Source organism: Methylobacterium sp. CCH7-A2 (assembly GCF_001557075.1).
GTDB lineage: Bacteria > Pseudomonadota > Alphaproteobacteria > Rhizobiales > Beijerinckiaceae > Allobosea > Allobosea massiliensis.
Window position 1 is genome coordinate 1 of record NZ_LSKN01000039.1, and the last position, 25,444, is coordinate 25,444.

At 67.1% G+C, this 25,444-nt stretch carries 25 protein-coding genes; 11 read left to right on the top strand and 14 right to left on the bottom strand.

The features are described from left to right. Window positions 1–40: 40 nt before the first annotated feature. Window positions 41–727, bottom strand: a complete 687-nt coding sequence (locus tag AX750_RS03375; protein WP_066717200.1) for an OmpW family protein — start codon at window positions 725–727, stop codon at window positions 41–43. Window positions 728–882: 155 nt separating this feature from the next. Further along, entirely contained in the window at window positions 883–2,505 is a 1,623-nt protein-coding gene (locus AX750_RS03380) for a peptide chain release factor 3 (protein ID WP_066717203.1), read from the bottom strand. Between the two features lie 158 nt (window positions 2,506–2,663). Here AX750_RS03380 and AX750_RS03385 point away from each other — a divergent pair, with 158 nt between their 5' ends. The 3 genes from AX750_RS03385 (at window position 2,664) to AX750_RS03395 (ending at window position 6,756) form a co-directional block, all read left to right on the top strand. Continuing rightward, window positions 2,664–4,343: a HAMP domain-containing methyl-accepting chemotaxis protein gene (locus AX750_RS03385; RefSeq protein ID WP_066717206.1), complete on the top strand. Its 1,680-nt coding sequence runs from the start codon at window positions 2,664–2,666 to the stop codon at window positions 4,341–4,343. Between the two features lie 143 nt (window positions 4,344–4,486). Further along, a complete protein-coding gene (locus AX750_RS03390; protein WP_066717209.1) occupies window positions 4,487–5,902 on the top strand; it encodes an amino acid permease in 1,416 nt (471 codons plus the stop codon). Next, on the top strand, window positions 5,899–6,756 hold the full coding sequence (locus AX750_RS03395) for a class I SAM-dependent methyltransferase (protein WP_066717212.1): 858 nt from the start codon (window positions 5,899–5,901) through the stop codon (window positions 6,754–6,756). The genes AX750_RS03390 and AX750_RS03395 overlap by 4 nt, the downstream gene beginning before the upstream one ends. Window positions 6,757–6,776: 20 nt before the next feature. Here AX750_RS03395 and AX750_RS03400 read toward each other — a convergent pair whose 3' ends face one another. From AX750_RS03400 to AX750_RS25820, 4 genes are all read right to left on the bottom strand, one after another. Further along, complete coding sequence (locus AX750_RS03400) at window positions 6,777–7,571, bottom strand: ABC transporter permease (protein WP_066717215.1); 795 nt, start codon at window positions 7,569–7,571, stop codon at window positions 6,777–6,779. Beyond that, window positions 7,568–8,494 carry an ABC transporter ATP-binding protein gene (locus AX750_RS03405; protein ID WP_066717250.1) on the bottom strand — a complete coding sequence of 309 codons (927 nt, stop codon included), beginning with the start codon at window positions 8,492–8,494 and terminating at the stop codon, window positions 7,568–7,570. The genes AX750_RS03400 and AX750_RS03405 overlap by 4 nt, the downstream gene beginning before the upstream one ends. A 338-nt stretch (window positions 8,495–8,832) precedes the next feature. Next, on the bottom strand, window positions 8,833–9,339 hold the full coding sequence (locus tag AX750_RS03410) for a hypothetical protein (RefSeq protein ID WP_066717218.1): 507 nt from the start codon (window positions 9,337–9,339) through the stop codon (window positions 8,833–8,835). Between the two features lie 101 nt (window positions 9,340–9,440). Then, entirely contained in the window at window positions 9,441–10,064 is a 624-nt protein-coding gene (locus AX750_RS25820; protein ID WP_066717222.1) for a hypothetical protein, read from the bottom strand. A 165-nt stretch (window positions 10,065–10,229) separates the two neighbouring features. On the opposite strand from AX750_RS25820, the gene AX750_RS03420 reads away from it, so the two are divergent. Then, window positions 10,230–11,525, top strand: coding sequence for a DUF3422 domain-containing protein (locus AX750_RS03420; RefSeq protein WP_066717225.1), 1,296 nt, complete (start codon window positions 10,230–10,232; stop codon window positions 11,523–11,525). A gap of 18 nt (window positions 11,526–11,543) precedes the next feature. Here the strand turns inward: AX750_RS03420 and cynS are convergent, their stop codons facing one another. From cynS to AX750_RS03440, 4 genes are all read right to left on the bottom strand, one after another. Continuing rightward, window positions 11,544–12,032 (bottom strand): cyanase, encoded by a 489-nt coding sequence (gene cynS, locus AX750_RS03425; RefSeq protein WP_066717228.1) that lies wholly within the window; start codon window positions 12,030–12,032, stop codon window positions 11,544–11,546. 53 nt (window positions 12,033–12,085) lie between these two features. Continuing rightward, complete coding sequence (locus tag AX750_RS03430; RefSeq protein WP_066717231.1) at window positions 12,086–12,970, bottom strand: ABC transporter ATP-binding protein; 885 nt, start codon at window positions 12,968–12,970, stop codon at window positions 12,086–12,088. Between the two features lie 4 nt (window positions 12,971–12,974). Further along, window positions 12,975–13,820 (bottom strand): nitrate ABC transporter permease, encoded by an 846-nt coding sequence (ntrB, locus tag AX750_RS03435; RefSeq protein ID WP_066717235.1) that lies wholly within the window; start codon window positions 13,818–13,820, stop codon window positions 12,975–12,977. A 124-nt stretch (window positions 13,821–13,944) separates the two neighbouring features. Further along, window positions 13,945–15,318 (bottom strand): CmpA/NrtA family ABC transporter substrate-binding protein, encoded by a 1,374-nt coding sequence (locus AX750_RS03440; RefSeq protein WP_066717238.1) that lies wholly within the window; start codon window positions 15,316–15,318, stop codon window positions 13,945–13,947. Between the two features lie 232 nt (window positions 15,319–15,550). Between AX750_RS03440 and AX750_RS03445 the strand changes: the two genes are divergently transcribed. The 4 genes from AX750_RS03445 (at window position 15,551) to AX750_RS03460 (ending at window position 20,531) form a co-directional block, all read left to right on the top strand. Beyond that, window positions 15,551–17,416 (top strand): sigma 54-interacting transcriptional regulator, encoded by a 1,866-nt coding sequence (locus AX750_RS03445; protein WP_082734957.1) that lies wholly within the window; start codon window positions 15,551–15,553, stop codon window positions 17,414–17,416. Between the two features lie 167 nt (window positions 17,417–17,583). Continuing rightward, on the top strand, window positions 17,584–17,952 hold the full coding sequence (locus tag AX750_RS03450; RefSeq protein ID WP_066717243.1) for a transporter: 369 nt from the start codon (window positions 17,584–17,586) through the stop codon (window positions 17,950–17,952). Between the two features lie 132 nt (window positions 17,953–18,084). After that, complete coding sequence (locus tag AX750_RS03455) at window positions 18,085–19,089, top strand: NAD(P)-dependent oxidoreductase (RefSeq protein ID WP_066717247.1); 1,005 nt, start codon at window positions 18,085–18,087, stop codon at window positions 19,087–19,089. Then, complete coding sequence (locus AX750_RS03460; RefSeq protein ID WP_067253518.1) at window positions 19,086–20,531, top strand: aminotransferase class III-fold pyridoxal phosphate-dependent enzyme; 1,446 nt, start codon at window positions 19,086–19,088, stop codon at window positions 20,529–20,531. Before AX750_RS03455 ends, AX750_RS03460 begins: the two co-directional genes overlap by 4 nt. Window positions 20,532–20,622: 91 nt before the next feature. On the opposite strand, the gene AX750_RS03465 is transcribed toward AX750_RS03460, so the two are convergent. Then, on the bottom strand, window positions 20,623–20,865 hold the full coding sequence (locus AX750_RS03465; RefSeq protein ID WP_066717565.1) for a DUF2312 domain-containing protein: 243 nt from the start codon (window positions 20,863–20,865) through the stop codon (window positions 20,623–20,625). Window positions 20,866–21,154: 289 nt separating this feature from the next. Here AX750_RS03465 and AX750_RS03470 point away from each other — a divergent pair, with 289 nt between their 5' ends. The 3 genes from AX750_RS03470 to pyk are packed head-to-tail and all read left to right on the top strand — an operon-like array spanning window position 21,155 to window position 24,326. Continuing rightward, window positions 21,155–22,429, top strand: coding sequence for a DUF4147 domain-containing protein (locus AX750_RS03470; protein ID WP_066717659.1), 1,275 nt, complete (start codon window positions 21,155–21,157; stop codon window positions 22,427–22,429). 1 nt (window position 22,430) lies between these two features. Then, window positions 22,431–22,874, top strand: a complete 444-nt coding sequence (locus tag AX750_RS03475; protein WP_066717566.1) for a DUF1036 domain-containing protein — start codon at window positions 22,431–22,433, stop codon at window positions 22,872–22,874. A gap of 12 nt (window positions 22,875–22,886) precedes the next feature. Continuing rightward, window positions 22,887–24,326: a pyruvate kinase gene (pyk, locus tag AX750_RS03480; RefSeq protein WP_066717568.1), complete on the top strand. Its 1,440-nt coding sequence runs from the start codon at window positions 22,887–22,889 to the stop codon at window positions 24,324–24,326. Here the strand turns inward: pyk and AX750_RS03485 are convergent, their stop codons facing one another. The 3 genes from AX750_RS03485 to AX750_RS03495 form a co-directional block, all read right to left on the bottom strand. Beyond that, window positions 24,327–24,692: a hypothetical protein gene (locus AX750_RS03485; protein WP_066717570.1), complete on the bottom strand. Its 366-nt coding sequence runs from the start codon at window positions 24,690–24,692 to the stop codon at window positions 24,327–24,329. A gap of 84 nt (window positions 24,693–24,776) precedes the next feature. Further along, window positions 24,777–25,124 (bottom strand): hypothetical protein, encoded by a 348-nt coding sequence (locus AX750_RS03490; protein ID WP_066717573.1) that lies wholly within the window; start codon window positions 25,122–25,124, stop codon window positions 24,777–24,779. After that, a complete protein-coding gene (locus tag AX750_RS03495; protein ID WP_066717577.1) occupies window positions 25,121–25,444 on the bottom strand; it encodes a YggT family protein in 324 nt (107 codons plus the stop codon). The genes AX750_RS03490 and AX750_RS03495 overlap by 4 nt, the downstream gene beginning before the upstream one ends.

The following is a 25,444-nucleotide window of genomic DNA, read 5'->3' on the forward strand; positions in this document are numbered from 1 at the left end:
CCCCCAGCCCCCCAGGCCCCCCAGCCAAACGGGAGCGGACTTAGAACCGGTAGGTGACACCGGCGCCGATCAGCCACGGATCGATCTTGACCTTGCCGGCGATGAGGCCGTTGTTGACCTTGACCTTAGGCTCGAGGAAGATCTTCTTGACGTCGAAGTTGAAGCCCCAGTTCTTGTCGATCATGTAGTCGAAGCCGGCCTGCAGGGCGAAGCCGAAGCTGTCCTTCAGATCGAAACTGGTGAAGCCGCCTTTGGCCTTCTCGTTGAAGAAGACGGTGTAGTTCACGCCGACGCCGACATAAGGCTTGAAGGCGCCGAAATCGGTGAAGTGATACTGCAGCATTAGGGTCGGCGGCAGCAGCCAGGCCGAGCCGATCTGCGCTCCGGCGAGCGCCCCAGCGCCCTTCACCTTGTGCGGGGTGACGCCGAGGATCAGCTCGACGGCGATGTTCTTGGTGAAGAAGTAGCTGATATCGAGCTCGGGGACGACCGAGTTGGAGATATCGACGTCGCCGCCGACAATCGGCGCGCCACCGAGCCGGAGCTTGGCGCTCTCCTGCGGCACCACCGCCAGCGCACGGCCGCGGATCATCCACGGGCTCCACTGCGTCAGCACCGGCGCGATCGGCGCGGTCTTGGCGGAAGGCAGGTCGGCCGCACCGGCCGAGGTCAGGGCGGTGCCGGCGAGCAGCGCGGCGCAGGCGGCGAGACGAAGTATGCGTGACATGGCGAAGGCCCCCAGAAACGAGACCGTGGCACGTCTGCGTGCTCGCGGCTCCCGTCCTCCAGAAGCCTCGATCCTGTCAACTTCGATTTGATCGGGATCAAATCCGGCGACAGTCCGGCCTGCTGTGGCCTCGACGCAACAGCCGCTGAGGCTGCTCAGCCGCGCGCGACCTTCTGATAGTCCTTGATGTCCGAGAAGGTGACGTCGGGCACGCGCTCGGCGTCGTATTTCAGCGTGAACTGGCTGGACGCCATGAAGACCGGATCCCCGTCGAGATCGTCCGCCATGGAAGAGGGCTTGGAGGCGACGAATTTCTGCAGTGCCGCCTTGTCCTCGGAGGAGACCCAGCGCGCAATCGAGAACTGGCAGGGCTCGAAGTCGACCGGTAGCGAGTACTCCACATCCATGCGCTCCTTGAGCACGTCGAGCTGGAGCGCGCCGACGACGCCGACGATGGCGGGGGCGCCGTCATGGGGCAAAAAGATCTGGACGACACCTTCTTCTGCCATCTGCTGCAGGGCCTCGCGCAGCTTCTTGGCCTTCATCGCGTCCTTGAGCTTCACGCGGCGCAGGATTTCCGGGGCGAAGCTCGGCACACCCTTGAAGACGACGTCCTCGCCCTCGGTCAGCGTGTCGCCGATGCGCAGCGTGCCGTGGTTCGGCAGGCCGACGATGTCGCCGGCGAAGGCCTCCTCCGCGATCGAGCGGTCGCGCGCGAAGAAGAATTGCGGCGCATTGAGCGGCATCGGCTTGCCGGTCCGCACGAGCTTCGCCTTCATGCCGCGCGAGAGCTTGCCCGAGCAGACGCGCATGAAGGCGATGCGGTCGCGGTGGTTGGGATCCATGTTCGCCTGGATCTTGAAGACGAAGCCGGTCATCTTCGGCTCGTCCGCCTGGATGGCGCGCTTGTCGGCTACCTGGGCACGCGGGCTGGGCGCCAGCGCGCCGAGCGCGTCGATCAGGTCGCGCACGCCGTAGTCGCGCAGCGCCGCGCCGAAATAGAGCGGCGTCAGATGTCCCTCGCGGAAGGCCTCGAGGTCGAAGGGCTTCAGCCCTTCGCTGGCGAGGAAGACCTCCTCGCGCCAGGTCTCGGCGGCACCGTGCGGCAGGAGCTCGTCGAAAAGCTTGTCGTCCGGGCCGGAGACGGCGAGATCCTCGGCGCTCTCGTCGCCCTTCTGGTTGCGGCGGAAGCTGTTGGCCTTGAGATCATAGGTGCCGACGAACTCGCGGCCGCGGCCGACCGGCCAAGTCATGGGCGCGACATCAAGGGCCAGCGTGGTCTCGATCTCGTTGATCAGGTCGAACAGGTCGCGGGTCTCGCGGTCGACCTTGTTGATGAAGGTGACGATCGGGATGTCGCGCAGGCGGCAGACTTCGAACAGCTTCTTGGTGCGCGCCTCGATGCCCTTGGCGGCGTCGATCACCATCACCGCGCTGTCGACCGCCGTCAGGGTTCGATAGGTGTCTTCCGAGAAGTCCTCGTGGCCCGGCGTGTCCAGGAGGTTGAAGACGTGGCCGCCATATTCGAAGGTCATCACCGAGGTGACGACCGAGATGCCGCGCTGGCGCTCGATCTTCATCCAGTCCGAGGAGGTCTGGCGCCGGCCCTGCTTGGCACGCACCTCGCCCGCGAGCTGAATCGCGCCGCCAAAATAGAGCAGCTTCTCGGTCAGCGTGGTCTTGCCGGCGTCGGGGTGGGAGATGATCGCGAAGGTGCGGCGGCGCGCATGCGGGGCGGCGTCGCCTGCCGGCGCGGCGGAGGTCTGAATGTCGGTCATGGCGGTGTGAGAACAGGATGGGGCGGGCGAAGTCAATCGCCGCGGCGGGTCCGGTGTCGCCATCGCGCGAGAAGCCGTGAGGTTAGCCCCCGTTAACCCTTTGATCCCATCATCCCGCCGAACCGGGGGAGCGTGATTCCCTTACGGAAGGCGTCTCGATGCTCGGCCCGAGGAAAATATCGACCCAGATCTTCGGCGCCTTTGCGGCGTTCGCGGTGGCCGCCATGCTGGCCGTCGGCATCGGAGCCCATGCGCTGTCGCGCTATGCCGCCATGACGAGCGAGATGGAGACGGTGACGCAGCGCACCATCCTGGCCGAACGAATGGACAGCCTCGTCAACGCGGTGGTGATGGAATCGCGCGGCATCTACATGGCGGCGGACGCCCGTGACGCCGAGCGTTTCGCGCTGCCGCTGCTCGCCGATCTCGTCCAGATCAAGCGGCTCGCGGCCGAGTGGCGCAACCTCTACGCCGCCCACGAGCTTGCGGCCTTCGAGGTGGTCTCGCGCCAGCTCGATGACTTCGTCGCCTTCCGCACCGAACTCGCTCGGCTCGGGCGCGAGCAGGGGCCCGCCGCCGCCAATGCCTTCGGCAACAACGAGACCAACCGCAACAACCGCAAGGTTCTCAATGCGGCGCTGAGGAATGTCGCCCTGCTCAACGAAAGCCGCGCCGCCGTGACGGATGCCGAGCGCGAGGTGCTGCAGAACCACAGCCTCTGGCTCCAGATCGTCGGCGGGGCCCTGGTGGTCGTCGGCTTCCTTGGTGCGCTCGCCCTCGTCCATCTGCGCGTGTCGCGGCCGCTGCGACGCCTCGCTACGACGATGCAGCGCCTGGCCGATGCCGAGGACGTTACGGAGATCCCCTCGATCCGCCAGCGCGACGAGATCGGCGATATGGCGCGCTCTGTGGCCGTCTTTCTGAAGACCGCGACGGAGCGCGCAGGCCTCGAGGCCGAGGCGACGGCGTCCGATGCGGCGCGGCTGCGCCGGCAGGCCAAGCGCGAGGAGCTCACGGCGGATTTCAATGTCAGGATCGATCAGGTTCTCGACACCGTTCGGCTCAGCGCCGACGAGATGGAGGAGACGGCGCGCAGCCTGAACGCCGTAGCAACGAGTGCGACGGCCCAGGCCAACGAGGCGCGCGCGGCCGCACTCGACGCTTCCGACAATGTCCGCTCCATCGCCGCCGCCTCGGAGCAGCTGTCGGAGTCGATCTCGGATATCGCGGAGCGGATCGGGCACACCGACAATGTCGTCCGGAGCGCAGCCGGAGACGCCGCACGGGCGCGAACCAACGTCGGCAATCTGCTCGGTGCGTCGGAAAGCATCGCGCGGGTCATCGGCCTGATCCGCGAGATTGCGGCCCAGACCAATCTGCTCGCGCTCAACGCGACGATCGAGGCGGCTCGCGCGGGCGAGGCGGGGCGCGGCTTTGCGGTCGTCGCCGGGGAGGTCAAGCTGCTGGCGGACCGGACTGCCCAGGCGACCGACGAGATCGCCGAGCGCATCGCCGCTTTCGAGAGCGAGACCAAGGGTGCCGTGGCCGCGATCGAGACGATCGCACGGGTCATGGGCGAGGTGGCGCAGCAGACGGTTGCCATCGCCGGTGCGACCGCGCAGCAGATGGGCGCGACCTCGGAGATCGCCAGCAGCGCCCAGGCCACCGCCGACGGCACAGCGGGCGTCGCCCGCCAGATGCAGGAGGTGACGGCGACTTCCCAGGCCGCGATGCTCTCGGCCAATCGCGCGCTCAGCACTGCGGAAAATCTGGCGCGGGAAGCCCATGCGCTGCGCAGCGCCGTCGGCACGTTCTTCGCCGAGATGAAGGCCGCCTGACGACCCAAATCATCTCCGACATCGTTCGAAAGCGCAGGTTCACGGGTCCGTGATCGCTTCGGACGGCTTCGTGACGCACTCTGTGCTGTCATATCGGCCCGTCATGCGTTTCCCTCGCTGCGCCAAACGCAGAAGGGGACAGGATGACCGAGCCGCACCGCAGCGACCCACAGCCGACGCTGTCGGTTTTCGACGCCGTCACGATCATGGTCGGGATCGTCGTGGGCATCGGCATCTTCAAGACGCCATCGCTGATCGCGGCCAATGTCGGCAGCGAAGCGGCCTTCCTCGGCGTCTGGGTCGCGGGCGGCCTCGTCACCCTGATCGGCGCACTCTGCTATGCCGAACTCGCGGCGGCCCATCCCCATGCCGGCGGCGAGTATCATTTCCTCGGGCGGGCCTATGGCCGGCCCGTCGCGGTGCTGTTCGGCTGGGCCCGCGGCTCGGTGATCCAGACCGGTGCGATCGCGGCGGTCGCCTTCGTCCTCGGCGACTATGCCGCGCAGGTGGTGCCGCTCGGCCCCTATGGTCCGGCGCTCTATGCGGCACTGGCGATCGTGGTGCTGACCGGCCTTAACGTCGCCGGGACGATCCAGAGCAAGACGCTGCAGATCGCGGTGACCTTCATCGAGGTCGGGCTGATCGCGGCGATCATCGGCTGGGGCTTGTTCGGCAGCGTGGGCGCAGCCGCCCCCGCCGCCGCGGCCGCGGCGACGCCGAATGCCGGCGCTCTCGGCCTGGCGATGATCTTCGTCCTGCTGACCTACGGCGGCTGGAACGAGGCGGCCTATCTCTCGGGTGAATTGCGCGATCCAGGCCGCAACATGGTCCGCGTGCTGGTGATCGGAACCGCGGTCCTGGTGGGTCTCTATGTCGCCGCCAATGCGGCGCTGCTGGCGATCCTGGGTCTCGACGGGCTGCGTGGATCGCAGGCGGTCGCGACCGACATGATGCGACGTGTCGCCGGCGAGTCGGGTGCGCTGATCGTCAGCCTCGCGATCGTGGTCGCCGCGCTGTCGACCCTGAATGCGACGATCTTCACCGGGGCTCGGGTCTATTTCGCAATGGCACGCGACATCACGCTGCTGCCGCGCGTCGGAGACTGGAACGAGCGCGGCCGTGCGCCGGCCAATGGGCTGATTGCGCAGGGGGCTGTCGCGCTGCTGCTGGTCGCGCTAGGCGCGGCCAGCCGCGACGGGTTCCAGGCCATGGTCGACTACAGCGCGCCGGTGTTCTGGGCCTTCCTGCTGCTGGTCGCCCTGGCGCTGCCGATCCTGCGCTGGCGCGAGCCGGATCGTGTCCGTCCCTTCAAGGTGCCGCTCTACCCGCTGACGCCCGCGCTCTTCGCGCTGACCTGCGCCTACATGCTCCACGCCAGTCTCGCTTACACGGGCAAGGGCGCCCTGATCGGACTCGGCGTCGTGCTGGCCGGCCTGCCTCTGCTGCTGTTCCAGAGCCGGCGCAGCGAGGACGAGCGCAGCCCCGCTTCCCCGCCGGCCGACGTCGCCCTCGCCGCGTCGCCTGCGCCGATCCTCGTTCAACCAGGAGAGAGACGATGAAAACGTTCCGGACATTTGCGGCCGCCTGCGCGGTCTCGATGCTCGCGCTGGGCACCGTCCCGTCGCATGCGCAGCCGGCTCAGGCCGGCAAGGACACGACGACGACGGCGCCGGCCTATGTCCCCCAGTCGGGCCAGGCCGGCAAGGACGTGGTCTGGGTGCCGACGCAGGACGCGCTGGTTCAGCGCATGCTCGACATGGCGAAGGTGACCAAGGAGGACAAGCTCGTCGATCTCGGCTCCGGCGACGGACGCACCGTCATCGCCGCCGCGAAGCGGGGCCTCACGGCCCGGGGCATCGAGTACAATCCCGATCTCGTCACGCTGTCGCAGCGCAACGCCGAGGCCGAAGGCGTTTCCGACCGCGCTCGGTTCGAGCGGGGCGACATCTTCGAGGCGGACTTCTCGGAGGCGACGGTGGTGACGCTGTTCCTGCTGCCGGAGCTCAATCTGCGGCTCCGGCCGACGCTGCTGAACATGAAGCCGGGCACCCGCGTCGTCTCCAACACCTTCACCATGGATGAGTGGACGCCGGACGAGACGGCCGTCCTGGCCGAGAACTGCGTCAATTTCTGCCGGGCGCATTTCTGGGTCGTCCCCGCCAAGGTTGCCGGCACCTGGCGTCTGGGCGATGGCGAACTCAGCCTGAAGCAGAGCTTCCAGATGCTCGAGGGCACGCTGACGCGCGGCGGCAAGGCGCTGCCCATCACCGAGGCGCGGATGCGTGGCAGCGAGATCAGCTTCGTCGCCGACGGCCGGCGTTACACGGGCACCGTCACGGACGGACGCATGAGCGGGCGCAGCGAGGGTGCTGGCCAGGCACAGGACTGGCAGGCGACGCGCAGCGCGAGCTGAATTTTCGACCGGCTACCGCCTCAGTTCTTGAGGCGGTAGCCGGTGCGGAAGATCCAGGCCGTGGCGACGGTGCAGACGAGCAGGAAGGCCAGCGTCATGCCCAGGCTGATGCCGACGCCGACATCGGCGACGCCGAAGAAGCTCCAGCGGAACCCGCTGATCAGATAGACGACCGGGTTGAACAGCGCGACCGTGCGCCAGAAAGGCGGCAGCATCTCGATCGAGTAGAAGGAGCCGCCGAGGAAGGCGAGCGGGGTCACCACCAGCAGCGGAATGACCTGCAGCCGCTCGAAACCGTCCGCCCAGATGCCGATGATGAAGCCGAACAGGCTGAACGTCACCGCCGTCAGCACGAGGAAGAGCAGCATCCAGAGCGGATGTTCGATCCGCAGCGGCACGAAGAATGTTGCTGTGAGCAGGATAATCAGGCCGAGGACGACGGATTTGGTCGCCGCCGCGCCGACATAGCCGATCACCACCTCCCACCACGCCACGGGCGCCGAGAGCAGCTCGTAGATCGTGCCGGTGAATTTCGGGAAGTAGATCGCGAAGGAGGCGTTGGCGATGCTCTGGGTGAGTAGCGTCAGCATGATCAGCCCCGGCACGATGAAGGCGCCATAGGCGACCCCGTCGATGGCCTGCATGCGGGAACCGATCGCGGCGCCGAAGACGACGAAATACAGCGAGGTCGACAGCACAGGTGAAACGACGCTCTGCAGCGGCGTGCGCAGGGTGCGCGCCATCTCGAAACGATAGATCGCGGCAATGGCGCGCCAGTTGAAGCGCGGAGCCACCGCATTGTCGAACGATGTCATGAGCGGCTCCTGACGAGACTGACGAAGATGTCCTCGAGCGAGCTCTGGCTCGTCCGCAAATCCTTGAAGCGGATGCCGGCCTCGCCCAGCGCCTGCAGCAGCGCGGTGATGCCGGTGCGCTCGGCCTTCGTGTCATAGGTGAAGACGAGTTCCTCGCCGCCGGCGGCGAGCGCGAGATCATAGGCCGCGAGGCTGTCTGGCAGGGCGGCGAGCGGCGCCTGGAGGCTGAGGGTGAGCTGCTTGCGGCCGAGCTTGCGCATCAGCTCCGTCTTGTCCTCGACGAGGATGATCTCGCCCTTGCTGATCACGCCGATCCGGTCGGCCATTTCTTCGGCCTCCTCGATGTAATGCGTGGTCAGGATGATGGTGACGCCGTTATCGCGCAGGCGGCGCACGAGCTGCCACATGTCCTGGCGCAATTCGACATCGACGCCCGCCGTCGGCTCGTCCAGGAAGAGGATGCGCGGCTCATGGGCCAGCGCCTTGGCGATCATGACGCGTCGCTTCATGCCGCCCGAGAGACGGCGGATCTGGGTGTCGCGCTTGTCCCAGAGCGAGAGGTCCCGAAGAATCTGCTCGATCAGGGCGGGGTCCCTCGGCCTGCCGAAGAGGCCGCGGCTGAAGGAGACCGTGGCGCGCACCGTCTCGAAGGCGTCGGTGGTCAGCTCCTGCGGGACGAGACCGATCTTGGCGCGGGCGGCGCGATAATCGCCAAGAATGTCATGGCCATCGGCACGGACGGTCCCTGTGCTCGGATTGACCAGTCCACAGATGATGCTGATCAGCGTCGTCTTGCCGGCGCCATTGGGACCGAGCAGGGCGAAGATCTCGCCGCGGCGGATGTCGAGATCGACGGTCTTCAGCGCTTGGAAGCCGGAGGCATAGGTCTTGGACAGGCCGGAAACCGAAATGATGGATGTCATGGGCGGCATATAGGTCGGGTCCTGCGACGGGGCGATGGCGCACGGACGCAGACCGGCAATGCGTCCTCGCCGCTCCTAGCACCCTCCTGCTGCCGCCTCCTGTCGGGAACGGCGATCGCCAACGCAAAATGGCCGGGCGAACCCGGCCATCTCGTCAGCGTGACGGGAGACCGTCAGCGCATGAAGAACCAGAGCAGGATGATGATCGGAATCGGAACGCCGAGCAGCCAGAGAGCAATCGAACGCATGGAAATCAGCCCCGGAAATTGGTGATGACGATGCGGATGCAACGCCGGCCGCGCGCCGAAGGTTCCTTGCCGGGGCTTGGGCGCCGCCGCCTATTTGAACGCGATGCTGTCGATCATGGCCTGCATCGCCTTGTCGTGCTTCACATGGCCTTCTTCCGAGGCCCAGTAAGTCATCATGATGATCTTGCCGCTGGCGACCTTGGGATTGATGGCGAGATAGCGGACGATCGAGGGGCCGTCGCTGCTCGTCGCCTTGAGTTCGGTGAAGGACCAGGGGCGCCCGTTGATCTCGCGTGTCAGGGTCTCGGTCGAGCCGGTGAACTTGACGCCTTCGCGGGCGAAATAGGCGTCGTGCTCCTTCTGGAGGGCGTCGAGCTGGTCGGCCGGGACCAGTTCGAACCAGACATAGATCTCCTCGTCGGGCGTCTTGATCTGGACACCGCGATCGACCTTGGACTGAGCCCAGCTGTCGGGGATCGTCACCACGGCCACGGGCTCCGCCGCGGTAATGGAAACCGCGCCGGCCATGGCCGCGCCGATCGCGGCCGGGCCGGCGAGAGCCGTGGCCAGTGCAAGCGCCCAAACGAGTTTCTTCATCGCGTTTCCCCCTGTCGTCCTGCGGTCATTCCGCTATGCGGGCGCTGATGGGGCAGGCGGTGCCGTAAATCAATGTCTTAGCCGGTGCTTCCCAAAAATGGTCAGGGCGCGGACCGGGCGCTCGGATGCCAGAGCGGGCTATAGCCCCACGACAGGGCGGCGAGCGAGGCCGGCGGCGTCAGCACCGACACCGGTCCCGCCGGCCGGAGCTGCTGGCCGACATAGCCGTCCGGCGACCAGAGCAGTGCCGCATCGGCGCGCAGCGCCAGGAAGCGACCCTCCTCGGCGATCATCGCGCCGTCCGGCAGGGTCTCGGCCGGCAGCCGATGCAGGCGTTTCGCCCGGCCGTCGCGGCGCTCGTCGTCCAGCAGCCGGTCGATCTCGGGAAAGAGCGGTGTCTCGTGCAGGCCCAGCCCCTGGACCAGCGCGGCTCGGTAGGCCAGCGCATCCTTACGGCGACATTCCATGCAGGGCCGATGCCCGGCCGCAAGCGCGGTGACCTCGTCGCAGAAGAACAGCTCGGTGTAGCCCCGACCCCAGACCTGGCGGAGGCGGTTCCTGAAGAACAGGACACAGCAGATCCATTGCCGGCTCGCCTGGATGCGGCGCGGCAAGGCGCGGGTCTGCGGATCATGGAAGCGCCCGCCGCGATTGCCCATGAGCAGGCCCCGGGCCGGCACGGCGAGCAGGCCGCCATCGGGCGCGACGCGATTGGGCAGGGGCATGACGGTCTCCTTGTCCGGTGCCCTATTCTAGGAGATCGGCTGGCCCGATCGCGACAGCAGGCTGCGCGCCTCAGGCTGCGGCGGTGCGTGGGGTTGGCAACCCGCCCCGCGATGACGCAAGCTTCCTGTGGGAGAGGGCGCAGACCCGCTCCGGAGGGGTGGAGCATGGCGGCCAGCAGTTTCGACGATCCGGCGTCGCTCGTTCCGCATCCGGAGCGCGGTGCCATCCTCGCGGAGGTCCATGCCCGGCCCTTCGCGCCGCTGGAGACGCCGCGGCGGCTTTTGCACTTCGCCTTCATGACCGATTCCCGCCAGGCGGCGGCCGACCGCGTGGCACTCTCCCGTTTCTGCGCCGAGCGCGGTGTGCCGGGGCCGCTCGACGACGCCAAGCATCACCGCGTCCGCTTCGGCGAAACCAGCCTGCGCTGGGAGCAGCACAGCGAGTTCACGACCTATAGCTGGGAGTTGCCGGGCACGGAGGCGACGCCTTTCCTGCCACCGACCGGCGCTCTGCCGCATGGCATGCGCGGCCTGCCGCAGCCGGGGCCGCATCTGGTCGCGGCGGATCTGCATCTGATGCCGGTCGCCGCCGAGCCCGATCTCGGGGCGCTGTTCGACCCCGCCAGCCTCGCGGCCTCGCTGGTCGACAATGGCGGGGCGATCGCGGCGACGGATTTCCGGGCGGGCGCGGACGGCTTCGTGCGCATCCTGGTGCTCGACCGCGAACTGACCCCGGCGCGGGCCGGGGCGCTGGCGCAGCGCCTGCTCGAGATCGAGACCTACCGGACGCTCGCTTTGCTCGGCATGCCGGAATCGCAGCGCATCGGCCCCTCCGTGCGCCGCGCCGAGGAGACGCTGGTGCGCATCGCGGGCACGATGACGCAGACGGACGGGCTCGCCGCCGACCATGCGCTGCTCGACGAGATGACGGCGCTCGCTTCGCGGCTGGAGGCGGAAGCCGCCTCCTCAAACTACCGCTTCGGGGCGAGCCGCGCCTATGACAACATCGTCCAGCAGCGGCTCGTCGCCATCGGCGAGCAGGGGCATGACGGCTGGCCGACGATCTCCGCCTTCCTGGCAAGGCGCATGGCGCCGGCGATGCGCACCTGCCAGATGCTTCAGGAGCGCCAGGCCGATCTCGCGACCAAGCTGGCACGCGCCGCCAATTTGCTGCGCACGCGCGTCGACGTCGCGCTCGAGCAGCAGAACCGCGACCTGCTGGCGGCGATGAACGAGCGCACGCGCCTGCAGTTGCGACTGCAGCAGACGGTCGAGGGGCTCTCGGTCGCGGCGATCGCCTATTACATCGTCAGCCTGTTCGGCTATCTCGCCAAGGGCGCGAAGGATTCGGGCTGGCTCAAGATCGAGCCCGGCCTCGCGACGGCGCTGTTCGTGCCGGTCGCGCTGCTCGGAGTCTGGGCGGCGGTGCGGCGCATCCGCCGCGGCCATGGCGAGGGCTGAGCGCCCCCGCCGCGGGGCTCAGGCTTCCTTGAAGCCATAATCGGGGATGCCCTGCTCGTTGCCGTAATATTTGTAGGGCAGGAACTTGCCGGACATGCCGATCTTGACGCGGTCGCCCTTCGGGTTTGGCTCGCGCTCGAACTCGATGTTGAAGTCGATCGCCGACATGATGCCGTCGCCGAACTCCTCCTCGATCAGCGCCTTCCAGGCCGGGCCGTTGACCATCACCATCTCGTAGAAGCGGTAGATCAGCGGATCGGTCGGCGGCATCGGCGTGCCGGTGCCGCGATAGGGCACCTCGTTGAGCATACGCTTCTCGTTCTCGGTCAGGCCGAAGAGGGCGGCGGCCTTTTCGGCGAGCGGCTTGACCAGCTTCATCTGGCCGAGCAGGGCGCCGACGATCAGCACCTCGGACATGCCACCGATTTCCTCGGTGATGTATTTCCAGCTCCAGCCCTTCTCGCGCTTGATGTCGAGGATCTTCTCGGTGAGCTCTTCGCGCTTCATGGGGTCGGTCTCCTTGGCGTGTCGGTTTCTTGAGGAGGTGGAGGAGGTGGTCGTCAGGCCGCCTTGCGGCCGGCGTCGGGGCCGGGCCCGTCGGCGCTGGGTCGCACGACCGGCGGGTGGCGGCGGTCGTAGCCCTCGGGGATGGCGTCCCTGAAGCTCTTCGAGCGCACCACGAGGAAGTCGATCAGGTGGTTGCGGATGGCGTAGTAGTCGCGGTGGTGGTGGACCTCGGTGCGGATGCGGTCGCGCGGCAGCGGGTTCTCGACGATCTCGGCGATCATCGCCTGCGGGCCGTTGGTCATCAGCACGATCCGGTCGGCGAGATAGATCGCCTCGTCGACGTCATGGGTGATCATGAAGGCGGTCTGGCCGGTCTCCAGGCAGATGCGGCGGACCTCGTCCTGCAGCGTGCCGCGGGTGAGCGCGTCGAGCGCCGAGAAGGGCTCGTCCATCAGCATCATCTTGGGCTCGATCGAGAGCGCGCGGGCGATGCCGACGCGCTGCTTCATGCCGCCGGAAAGCTCCGACGGCTTCTTCAGCTCCGAGCCCTTGAGGCCGACCTTCTCGATGAAGGCCATGGCATGGGCCGTGACCTTCGCCTTCGGCCAGTCGCGGTGTTTTGCAGCGACAGCATAGGCGACATTGCCCAGCACGCTGCGCCAGGGCAGCAGCGAATGGCCCTGGAAAATCACGGCGCGGTCGAGCGAAGGGCCCTCGATCGCCTTGCCGTCGACGATGGCCGCCCCGTCATCGGGCGCGTCGAGCCCATTGAGGATGTTGAGCACGGTCGTCTTGCCGCAGCCGGAATGGCCGATGACGCAAACGAACTCGCCCTTCCTCATCGAGAACCAGAGATCCTCGAAGACGGTGGTGGTGCCGCCGCCGGCCTTCGGATAGCGGCGGGCGATGCCCTCGATCGAGATGTAACGGTCGCTCATCGCCTCAATCCGGATAGGTCACGGCGCGCTGCAGGCGGGCGAGCGTCTGGTCCAGGATCATGCCCATCACGCCGATGACGGTGATGGCGACGATGACATTGGTGATCGAGAGGTTGTTCCACTCGTTCCAGACGAAGTAGCCGATGCCGGTGCCGCCCACGAGCATCTCGGCGGCGACGATGACGAGCCAGGCGATGCCGATCGAGATGCGCATGCCGGTCAGGATCGTCGGTGCGGCTGCCGGTAGGATGATGGTGAAGGCGCGCCGGACGGGCCCGACCTCGAGCGTGCGGGCGACGTTGAGCCATTCCTTGCGCACGGCCGAGACGCCGAAGGCCGTGTTCAGCAGCATCGGCCAGACCGAGCAGATGAAGATCACGAAGATCGCGGAGACGCTGGAGTCCTTGATCGTGTAGAGCGCGAGCGGCATCCAGGCGAGCGGGGAGATGGGTTTCAGAACCTGGATGAACGGGTCGAGCGCCTTCGAGATCAGCGGCGACATGCCGATCAGGAAGCCGAGCGGGACCGCGAGCAGTACCGCCAGCGCATAGCCGAGCAGGACGCGGCCGAGCGAATAGGCGAGCTGGATGCCGAGCCCCTTGTCGTTGGGGCCCTTGTCGTAGAAGGGGTCGCGCAGATGCCCCCAGATCGTCGCGGCGACGTCGAGCGGGCCGGGCATGGCCGATTTGCCCTGCGTCACCTCAAGGCCCATCAGCTTGGCGTATTCGGGGTCGATGTTGGCGGCCGGCCCGGCGCCGCCGGACTGGGTGCCGACATGCCAGCCCACGAGGAAGACGACGAGGATCGCCAGAGAGAGCACCAGCGCGCGCAGGTTGAGGGGGAGGGTCATGTCAGGACTCCGCCGTCATTGCAAGGAGGCGCAGCCGACGAAGCAATCCAGCGTCGGCGCGAGGCGCTGGATTGCTTCGCTTCGCTCGCAATGACGGTTGGCGTTTCGCGCGACACAGAACGCCTCACGTCCGCTTGATCGCGAAGCTCTTGATGTAGTCCTCCGGCTTGGTCGCGTCGAAGGTCTTGCCCATCACGACGATGGTCTTCGAGCCGGTCGGCGGCGTCAGCCCGACTTCGGTCATCAGCTTGGCGGTGTCGGTCTGGAGGAAGACCTCCTTGGCCACCTTGGCATAGTCGACATCGCCCTTGATCTGGCCCCAGCGCTTCATCTGGGTGAGGATCCAGACCGCGAAGCCCTCCCAGGGGAAGGGGTCGAAATCGATGCGCTTGGGGTCGCGCCTGACATTGCCGAGCCCGTCCGCATAGGTCCCGGTCAGCACCTGCTCGACCACCGTCACCGGCTGGTTGAGATAGTTTGCCGGCGCGATCGCCTCGGCGATTGCTTTCCGGTTCTCGGCCTTGGAGGCGAAGGCTGTGGCGTCGATGATCGCCTTCAGCAGCGCGGCATAGGTGTTGGGGGTCTGCGTCACGAACTCCCTGGAAGCCGCGAAGGCGCAGCAGGGATGCCCGTCCCAGATCTCCTTGGAGAGGATGTGGATGAATCCGACGCCGTCGAAGACCGCGCGCTGGTTGACCGGATCGGGCGCGAGGAAGCCGTCGATGTTGTCGGCTCGGAGATTGGCGACCATCTCCGGCGGCGGTACGGCGCGAATCTGGACATCCGTGTCGGGATCGATGCCGTTCTCGGCGAGATAGTAGCGCAGCAGGTAGTTGTGCATCGAATAGTCGAAGGGCACGGCGAATTTGAAACCCTTCCAGGACTTCGGATCGCGCTTGTCCTTGTGCTTCATCGCCAGCGTGATGGCCTGGCCGTTGATGTTCTCGACCGCCGGCATCGTATAGGGAATCGGGTTTGAGCCCGCGCCCATCGAGATCGCCAGCGGCATCGGCGAGAGCATGTGGGCGGCGTCGTATTCCTTGTTGATCGTCTTGTCGCGGATCACGGCCCAGCCGGCGGTCTTGATCACTTCGACGTTGAGACCGTGCTTGGCATAGAAGCCCATCGGCGAAGCCATGATGATCGGCGTCGCGCAGGTGATCGGGATGAAGCCGACCTTGAGGTCCTTCTTCTCCGGCACCGCCTGGGCAAAGGCCTCGGTGGCGGCCGCCAGCGGGAAGAGGCTCGAGATCGCGGCCAGGGCGGTCGAGGCGCCGACCTGCTTCAGGAAGAAGCGGCGCTGCGCATCCTGTGGAAACAGCGCCCGCATCACGGCGTTCTCGACGACGCGCTGATAGCGTCCATCCTCCGTCGCGGATACTTCGGCGGCCTCGGCCCGAATCGCCCGCTCATGCGCGGACTGGCTCTCGTGCCGGCCGCAATCACAGCCGCGGCGGATGCGGCGGTCGGCGTCGAACGGGTTCTTGAACAAGGCCATGCGCGTGTCCTCCGGCTGATCGAGTGGGCGGCTGGTCGCTGCAGTGGTTTTAGCAAGCGGCGGGCCAACCAGGCCGAGCGCAATGGGCGACGAAACATCAAGGACTTAGCGCGAGTTCGCGCTTGACGAATTCTCGTGAATCACGAAAAATCGTGTTCCAGATAACGAAAATTCGTGAGCTGCCGTGATCCCCTCGTCCGCTTCGCCGCAGACCACATGGCTGTTCGAGAGCATGGTCGACGCCGCGCTGGCGGTGGATGTGACGACCGGCCGGATCCTGGCGGCTAATGAGGAGGCGCGGCGCCTGCTGACGCCTGCCGAGCGCGAGCTCGTCGGCGCCTCGGTGCTCTCTGTGTTCCCGGGCCAGGCTGCGGCGCTGACGGTCTTCACCGAGGCGGTGCTGCACAAGGGCCGCTACTGGACACGCTCGCTTTCGCCGCAGCGGGCCGATGGCGAGGCGCTCCACGCCGAGTGCATCGGCGCGCGGCTCTTGACCCAGCCCGACCCGTCGATCCTGCTGACGCTCTACGATCTCGAGGCGCGGCACCGGCGCGATCTCGACGCCGACGCCGAGGAGCATCTGCGCGCCGGATTGACCGAATGGCGCCGCACCGAGCGGCTGTTCCAGGAGATCGAGCGCAGCAACCAGCTGATCCTGCGCGCGGCGGGCGAGGGCATCTTCGGGGTCAATGCGGAGGGCCGCACCACCTTCGTCAACCCGGCCGGCGAGGCGATGCTGGGGTGGGAGACGGGCGAGCTGATCGGGCGGGACATGCATGCCTGCGTGCATCACCACCGGCCCGACGGCACGCATTACCCGCATGAGGAATGCCCGATCTATGCCGCCTTCCGCGACGGGGCGGTCCACCATGTCGAGAACGAGATGTTCTTCCGCAAGGACGGCACGGGGTTCTGGGTCGAGTACACCTCGACGCCGATCCGCGACCGCGGCCGGCTCGTCGGGGCCGTCATCATCTTCCGCGACATCAGCCAGCGTCACGAGGCCGACGAGCGCCTCCGGGCGGCGCTGGCCGAGGTCGACAGCCTGCGCGAGCGGCTGCAGCAGGAGAACGCCTATCTGCAGGAGGAGATGCGGCTGGAGCGCAACCATCGCGGCGTCGTCGGGCGCTCGGGCGCGATCCAGAAGATCCTGAGCCAGGTCGAGCTGGTGGCGCGGACGGATGCCGCGGTGCTGATCACCGGCGAATCCGGCACCGGCAAGGAGCTGATCGCCAGCGCGATCCACGAGGCGAGCGAGCGCCATGTGCGCCCGCTGATCCGGGTGAACTGTGCCGCCATCCCGCGCGAACTGTTCGAGAGCGAGTTCTTCGGCCATGTGAAGGGCGCCTTCACCGGCGCGCTGCGGGACCGCATCGGCCGCTTCGAGCTCGCCGACGGCGGCACGCTCTTCCTCGACGAGGTCGGCGAGATCCCGCTCGAACTGCAGGGCAAGCTGCTACGCGTGCTGCAGGAGGGGCAGTTCGAGCGCGTCGGCGAGGAGCGCACGCGGCACGTCAATGTCCGCATCATCGCGGCGACCAACCGGGATCTGCGCCGCGAGGTGCGCGAGGGCCGCTTCCGTGAGGATCTCTATTTCCGGCTCGACGTCTTCCCGATCGTCTCCGTGCCGCTGCGCGAGCGGCCGGAGGACATTCCGCTGCTGGCGCTGCATTTCCTTGGCGGGGCGCAGCGCAAGCTCAAGACCGAAGGTCTGAAGCTGAGCGAGGGCGATGTCGCGCGGCTGCGCGCCTATGATTGGCCGGGCAATGTCCGCGAGCTCCAGAACGTCATCGAGCGTGCGGCGATCCTGGCGCGCAACGGGCGGCTTTTCATCGCGCTGCCGGAGAGCGGGCGGCCACCCGCGGCTGTCCCGGCGCCCGCGGCGACGGGTGCGGGGATCCTCACCGAGGCAGAGCGGCGCGAGCGCGACCGGGCCAGCATCATGGCGGCCCTGGAGACCTGTCGCGGACGCGTCAGCGGCCCGCAGGGCGCCGCCGCGCTTCTCGGTCTGCCTCCGACGACGCTGGCCTCGCGGATGAAGATCCTGGGCATTGCGGCGCGGGCCCTGCGCCCGGCGGCGGAGCGGGCCGGCGGGTAGCTGGCGTCTTTCTGAGATCCTGTCAGGATCATCTTAACGTTACAGCGAGGTAAGACCCGCGGCGCAACGCATTTGAAGTATTTTACGCTCCATCCAAGAGCCGCACGACATGCCTGTCGCGGGATGACCTTGGAAAAGCGGATGACCTTCAAAGAGTTTCTGCGCCGATGAACGCCTATCTTCCTCTCATCCTGTTCACGGTGCTGACCAACGCCGCGGCGCAGCTGATGCTGAAGCGCGGCATGACCGGCGTCGGGACGCTGGACGTGGCGGGCGACGGACTGATCTCGACCGTCTTCCGGGTGGTCTTCAATCCCTTCGTATTTGCGGGGCTGTGCACCTTCGTCATCAGCATGGCCTCGCATCTGATCGTGCTCTCGAAGGTGCAGATCTCCTACGCCTACCCCTTCCTGAGCCTCGCCTATGTCGTGGTCGCGGCCTACGCCTTCTTCGTCTTCCACGAGGATCTCGGACCGGCGCGCATCGCCGGCATCGGTCTCATCGTGCTCGGCACCATCTTCATCGCACAAAGCTGAGGGACATCATGGATCTGATCGTTCGCCTGTTCATGCGCCTCGGCGCCCTGCTCGAACCGCAGCCGGTTCCCGTCCCCGTGCCAGTGCGCGCCCAGCGTCCGCTTCGGCCGCGCTGAACCAGAGGTGCCATCCATGAAGCACATCATCATCGGCGGCGACGGCTTCGTCGGCTCGCATCTGGCGGCTGACCTTTCGGCCATGGGCGAGGAGGTGCTGGTCGCCGACATCGTCAAGAGCCGGCATCCGCATTACGCCAAGGTGCCGTTCCACCGCATCGACGTGACCGATGCCGAGAGCGTCGCCGGGATTCCGCTCGGCCAGGACGACCTCGTCTACAACCTCTCGGCCAAGATGCTCTCGCCGATCGTCACCCGCGCCGAGCGCCACGACTTCTTCTGGCCGGTGAACTATCACGGCACGCAGAACATCCTGAGCTGGATGGAGAAGGCGGGCGCCCACAAGCTCGTCCACTTCACCACCGACATGATCTACGGCCATTCGGTGACGGTGCCGCAGGACGAGACGCATCCCGCCAAGCCGCTGGGCGAATATGGCGAGAGCAAGCTCGCGACCGAGACGCTGGCCCAGACCTATCGCGACCGCGGCTTCCAGATCCCGATCTTCCGGCCGCGGCTGATCATCGGGCCCGGGCGGCTGGGCATCCTCGTCAAGCTGTTCAAGCTGATCGACCTCAACCTGCCGGTGCCGATGATCGGATCGGGCAAGAACCCCTACCAGTTCATCTCGGTGTTCGACTGCGCCAGCGCCTGCGTTGCGGCCTGGAAGGCCGATTTCCCGAATTCGGCCTACAATCTCGGCTCGGACGATCCGCCGCCGGTGAAGAAGCTGCTCGGCGACCTGATCAAGCATGCCGGCTCGAAGTCGATCCTGCTGCCGACGCCGGCGCCGCTGGTCAAGCTGACGCTGAACGCGCTCGACGCGATCAACCTGCCGATCATGGACCCCGAGCAGTACATGATCGCCGACGAGATCTGCATTCTCGACACCTCCAAGGCCAAGCGCGAGCTGGGCTGGAAGCCGCTGCACCGCGACGAGGACATGCTGCTCGCCGCCTACACCGAATATCGCAAGGCCAAGGATCCGCAGGTCCAGGCCCAGAGGAGCCTCGCCGCATGAGCATGCCCGCTTACAAGACCGCCGACGCGGCCACCCCGGCGCGCCCGAAGCTCTACAGCGTCGAGGAGGCCAAGCAGCTCGACGTCGCCACGGTGAAGGAGCTCTTCACCAACCATATCAACCCCGGCCAGGTGCATTTCCTGAAGCTGCTCGGCTTCGACAAGATCCTCGTCGAGCGCGCCGAGGGCATGCACTACATCACCAAGGACGGCCGCAAGATCCTCGATTTCTTCGGCGAGTTCTGCTCGGTCGCCTTCGGCCACAACCATCCGCGCATCGTCGCGGCCCGGAAGAAATTCCAGGACGAAAACCGCCATGAGATCTGCATGGCGTTCATGTCGCAATACGCCTCGGCGCTCGCGGCCAATCTCGCCGCGATCTCGCCCGGCGATCTCGACATGGTCTTCCTCGGCTCGACCGGCTCGGAGGCGATGGAGGCGGCGCTGAAGGTCGCCGAACAGGCGCAGGGGCCGGGCAAGTCCAAAATCCTGCATGCCGCGAACTCCTTCCACGGCAAGACCAAGGGCGTGCTCTCGGTCACGGATTCGACGCTCTACCAGTCGCAGTTCAAGCTGGTCGAGAACCGGGTCAAGGTGCCCTTCGGCGACATAGAGGCCGTGCGCCAGGCGCTGGAGAGCGACCCGTCGATCGGCATCGTCGTGATGGAGACCATCCAGGGCGGTGGCGGCATCGTCGAGGCGCCGCTCGGCTTCTGGCGGGAACTGCGCGCGCTCTGTGACAAGCACGGCGTGCTCTGGGTCGCCGACGAGGTGCAGTGCGGGCTCGGTCGCACCGGGCAGTTCTTCGCCTTCGAGCGCGACGGCGTCGTGCCGGACGTCACCGCGCTCGCCAAGGCGCTGGGCGGCTCCAAGGCCGCGATGGGCGCGATGATCGCCCGTCGCGAGCTATACATGAAGGCCTATGGCAAGCCGAAGACGGCGCTGATCCATGCCCAGGCCACGTTCGGCGGCATGGGCGAGGCCTGCGTCTCGGCGATCGAGGCGCTGAACGTGCTCTATGAGGAAGACCTCATGGGCAATGCGCAGCGGCAGGGCGACTACCTGATCGAGCGGCTGAACGGCCTGCGCGCCAAGCATCCTAGCCTGCTGAAGGAAATCCGCGGGCGCGGCCTGATGATCGGAGTCGAGTTCCAGGACATCAGCGAGACCATGCCCTTCGGGCTCAAGCACATGGTCGCGCTGCTCGACGACAAGCTGAAGGGCTCGCTCTGCGGCTTTGTCGGGGCGCTGCTGCTGAAGGACTACGACGTGCTCGTCGCCTTCACCGAGTACAACCGCAACGTCATCCGCCTCGAGCCGCCACTGATCGCGACGCGCGAGGATTGCGACACCTTCATCAACGCCCTGGACGATCTGCTCTCGCGCGGCATCACCCGCATCGTGACGGATTACCTGCGCAAGGTCGCTGTCTCGAAGGGCTGAGGCCTTTCGCCTCGGCGCCGGCTTTCCAAATGCAAAACGCCCGCTCCGGGAGACTGGGGCGGGCGTTTCGATTCGCGCGGATGGCGGTTGCTCAGGCGCTTTCGCCGACGGCCTGGAGATAGAGATCGAGAATCGCCTCTTCCTCGGCGCGCTCATTGGCGTCGCGCTTGCGGATGGCGATGACCTTGCGCAGCACCTTGACGTCGTAGCCGTTGCCCTTGGCCTCGGCATAGACCTCCTTGATGTCGTCGGCGATGGTCTTCTTCTCTTCCTCGAGACGCTCGATGCGCTCCACGATGCTCTTGAGCTGGTCGCCCGCGATCGGATCGTCCATCTGAATGTCCTTCTCGGTGATGGGGAGATTTGGCCGGAGGGTTCGCACCGCACCGCCCCCGGCGTCAAGCCGGCTGCGCCCGGCGGCGGGCCGCTCTCAACAGCCGCGTGGCCTGGAAGGGGCCGCGCAAGCCTCCGACCTAACGATAAGTATGATTATTGCCGCAAAACGCTGGTGACGGCGGCGCGACGCGCACTTAAAAGATTCGGCAATGATACCAGCGGGCCGAAGGGCCCGCGGAACCGGGGGAGACGAGGGGGCCTTGAAGCACGCCGACCACCAGCAGCGGATGCGCGCGACCGCGCGTGCGATCTTCGACGCGGCGGTGGCGCGGGCGCATCCATCGGGCTGCCTGAAGGCGCATCTTCCGCCCGCGCCCGAAACGGGCCGGCTGATCCTGCTCGCGGCCGGCAAGGCGGCCGGCAGCATGACCGCGCTGGCCGAGGCGCATTATCTCGATGCGGGCTTTCCGCCGGAGCGGCTTCTCGGCCATGCGGTGGCGCGGCACGGCTACGAGACCGCCACCCGCCATATCCCGATGGTCGCCGCCGGCCACCCCGTTCCGGATCAGGGCAGCATCGACAGCGCCACTCGCGCGCTGGACCTGGCAGCCGCCGCGACGGCCGACGACCTCGTGCTGGTGCTGCTGTCGGGCGGCGGCTCGGCGAACTGGGTCGCGCCGGCCGGTGCCCTCACGCTGGCGGAGAAGCAGGGGGTCAACAAGGCGCTGCTGCGCTCGGGTGCGCCGATCGGCGAGATGAACATCGTCCGCAAGCGCCTGTCGCGGATCAAGGGCGGGCGGCTGGCGCTGGCGGCCGCTCCGGCCCGGCTCATGACGCTCGCGATCTCGGATGTTCCCAATGACGAGCCGACGGCGATCGCCTCAGGGCCGACGGTGCCGGATCCGACGACGCTGGCGCAGGCGCGGGAGATCGTCGCGCGCTACCGTCTCGACCTGCCGGCGGCGGCAAAGGCGCTGCTCGAAGACGACGCCAGCGAGACACCCAAGCCCGGCCACCCCGCCTTTGCCAACAGCACGTTCCGGATCATCGCCCGGCCGTCAGAAGCGATCGCCGCTGCCCATGCCGCGGCGGTCGCGGCCGGGTACCACGTCCATGATCTCGGTGCCGACTTGGAAGGCGAGGCACGCGATGTCGCGTCGCGCCATGCGGAACTGGCCTTGTCCCTGAAACAGGCGGGCAAACGCGCTGCCATCCTCTCCGGCGGAGAACTGACCGTGACGCTGCGCGGGCAGGGCCGTGGCGGGCCGAACCAGGAATATGCGCTGGCGCTGGCGATCGCACTCGGCGGGGCGCCCGGCATCGTCGCGCTCTCGGGCGATACCGACGGCACGGATGGCGGCGGCGGCGAGGCGAGCGACCCGGCCGGTGCCGTGATCGACGCGACGACGCTCGCGCGCGCCGCTGCGCTCGGCCTTGATCCCGCCCGATCCCTCGCGGAGAACGATTCCACCGGCTTCTTCGAGCCGCTGGGCGATCTGTTGCGGACCGGACCGACCCTCACCAACGTCAATGACTGCCGCGTCATCCTGATCGAACCCTGAGATGAGCCGGACCTCGACCTCCACCCTGCGTCTGCTGCTCCTCGCGGGCGCTCTGCTGGCTGGCAGCTCGCCTGCGCTAGCGGATCTGCGCATGTGCAACACCACGGGCAGCCGCGTCGGCGTCGCGATCGGATATCGCGATGCCCAGGGCTGGACGACGGAAGGTTGGTGGAACATCGCGCCGCGGGCCTGCGAGACCCTGTTGCGCGGCACGCTGGCGGCGCGGTTCTATTATGTCCATGCGGTCGATTACGACCGCGGCGGCGAGTGGACCGGCAAGTCCGTCATGTGCACCCGCAACAAGGAATTCACGATTCGCGGCATCGAGGACTGCCTGGCACGCGGCTATGAGCGCGCCGGCTTTTTCGAGGTCGACACCGGCGAACAAAAGAGCTGGACGATCCAGCTCACCGACACCACCGGCGGCGCCCCCGCCCGCCCCTGAGGACATGTTTCCATGAAGCGCGAGCGCCGCATCAAGATCATCGCCACGCTGGGTCCGGCCTCGTCGACGCCCGAGATGTGCGCAAAGCTGTTTGCGGCCGGTGTCGACGTCTTCCGCATCAATATGAGCCATACCCAGCGCGAGACGCTGCCCGAGAAGGTCGCGATGCTGCGCGCGCTGGAAGGCCAGTTCCGCCGCCCCGTCGGCATCCTGGCCGATCTGCAGGGGCCGAAGCTGCGCGTCGGCGCCTTCGGCGGCGATGGCGGCGTGACCCTGGAGAACGGCGCCCGCTTCACGCTCGATTCCGACCCGACGCCCGGCACGGTCAAACGCGTGCATCTGCCCCATCCCGAGATCCTGACCGCGCTCGAGCCCGGCCACACGCTGATCCTGGACGACGGCAAGCTGCGTCTCGTCGTCGAGAAAGCGAGCGAGACGCAGGCGGTGACGCGCGTCGTCGTCGGCGGGCGGCTGTCCTCGCGCAAGGGCGTCAGTCTGCCGGACACCACGATCGCGGTTTCGGCCATGACCGAGAAGGACCGCTCCGATGCGGAAGCGGCGGCCGAGGCGGGGGTCGACTGGATCGCGCTCTCCTTCGTGCAGCGCCCCGAGGACATGGCCGATCTGCGCAAGATCGTGCGTGGGCGGGCGCTGGCCCTGGCCAAGATCGAGAAGCCCCAGGCGTTGAACCGGTTGGAGGAGATCATCGAGGCGTCCGACGCGATCATGGTCGCGCGCGGCGATCTCGGCGTCGAGATGCCGCTGGAGAAGGTGCCGGGCACGCAGAAGCGCATCACGCGGATGAGCCGGCGCATGGGCAAGCCCGTGGTCGTGGCGACCCAGATGCTGGAGAGCATGATCACCAGTCCAGTGCCGACCCGCGCCGAGGTGTCGGACGTGGCCACCGCCGTGTTCGAGGGTGCGGACGCGGTGATGCTCTCGGCCGAGAGCGCCGCCGGGCAGTTCCCGATCGAGGCGGTGACGATGATGAACCGCATCGCCGAGGAGGTGGAGGGCGAATCGGTCTACCGCTCGATCCTCGAGGCACAGCGCGCCGAGCCGGAGGCGACGGGGGCAGACGCCATCGCCAAGGCCTCGCACGAGATCGCCGACACATTGAACCTCAAGGCCATCGCGGCCTGGACCTCCTCGGGCTCGACGGCCTTCCGCCTTGCTCGGGAGCGGCCGAACTCGACCGTGATCGCGCTGACCCCGAACCGCGCGACGGCGCGGCAGCTCACTCTGGTCTGGGGCGTGCATTCGGTCGTGACGAAGGATGCCAGCGACGTCGACGACATGGCCTCGCGCGCCTGCAAGTTCGCGGTGCGCGAGAAGTTCGCCAAGCTCGGCGACCGCATCATCGTCGTCGCCGGCGTGCCCTTCGGGACGCCGGGCGCGACCAATATGGTGCGCATCGCCTTCGTGGCGAAGGAGCATGTCGAGAAGGCCTGATCAGCCGGGCAGGACGAAGGAGCCGAGGAAGCAGAGTGTGCCGCCGATGCCGAAATATCGTGCGAACCGGCGGTAGACCTCCTGCAATGTCCCGCCGATGAGCTGTTGGGCGAATTCGGCGCGCGGCCTTTCGGTCGGGGGCAGCAACACCCAGACCTCCGTTCGCTTATAGGGTTTGCGAGGCGCGATATCCGCCTTCAGCACGAGAAAGGCGGCCGTTCCCATCATCAGGACGGCGCCCGTCTGCATGGCGACCTGCGGATAGCCCGCCAACCCGATCATGAAGCAGATGATGGCGAGGCCGACGAAACCGCAGCCGCGGGAGACGGACAACAATGCCAGTTCGCGCACCCGCGCCGGATCCATGCCAGGGCCCTTCCATTGACGAAAGGCTAGAGCGGTCGCGCCCCGATGCGCATCACAAAACCGCGTGAGCGGCTCGCTGTCGCCTCAGGCCGGGCGCGCCGTCATCTGCAACAATGTCGGGATCGTCAGCAGCACGATGGCGCCGAACCAGATCCACATCGAGGTGGTGCTGCTGGACGCTTCGCCCTTGCTGCGCTCGTAGATCGCCGCCGGAATGCCGCCGAAAGCCAGCGTCAGGGCCGAGAGAAAGAGCGAGGTGAAGTAGAACACCAGCAGCGGTGACGTGATGAAGAAGCCGGGCGCGAACTGCTTCATCAGGATATAGGCCGGGTCGAACCAGGCCGAGAAATGCATGCCGTTGAGGAGCGACGTCCCGGCGATGCCGATGATGATGCCGTCGCGGCGCAGAATATCCTCGCGATCATCGGTCATGGCTTGGCGACTCCCGTGATCGCGGGCAGCCAGCCGGCGGCGGCGAAGCCGACGAAGACCAGCATGCGGATGAAGAGCAGCCAGACGAAGGCGAGCAGGACCAGAATCCGCTCATGCACCGCGGCGGGAGTGACGATCCGCACCGCTTCGATCACCGGCTGCGTGATCTGCCGGAAGGTCCGCCAGATCACCTTCTCGCTGTCGTCCGGAAAGACCAGCGACAGCAGGAAACGGCCGAGCAGCGTGTACATCAGCGCGGCGAGGGCGAGGTTGGGAGCCTGGTAGAGCCAGAACAGGCCCTGGCTGTCGACATCGGCCAT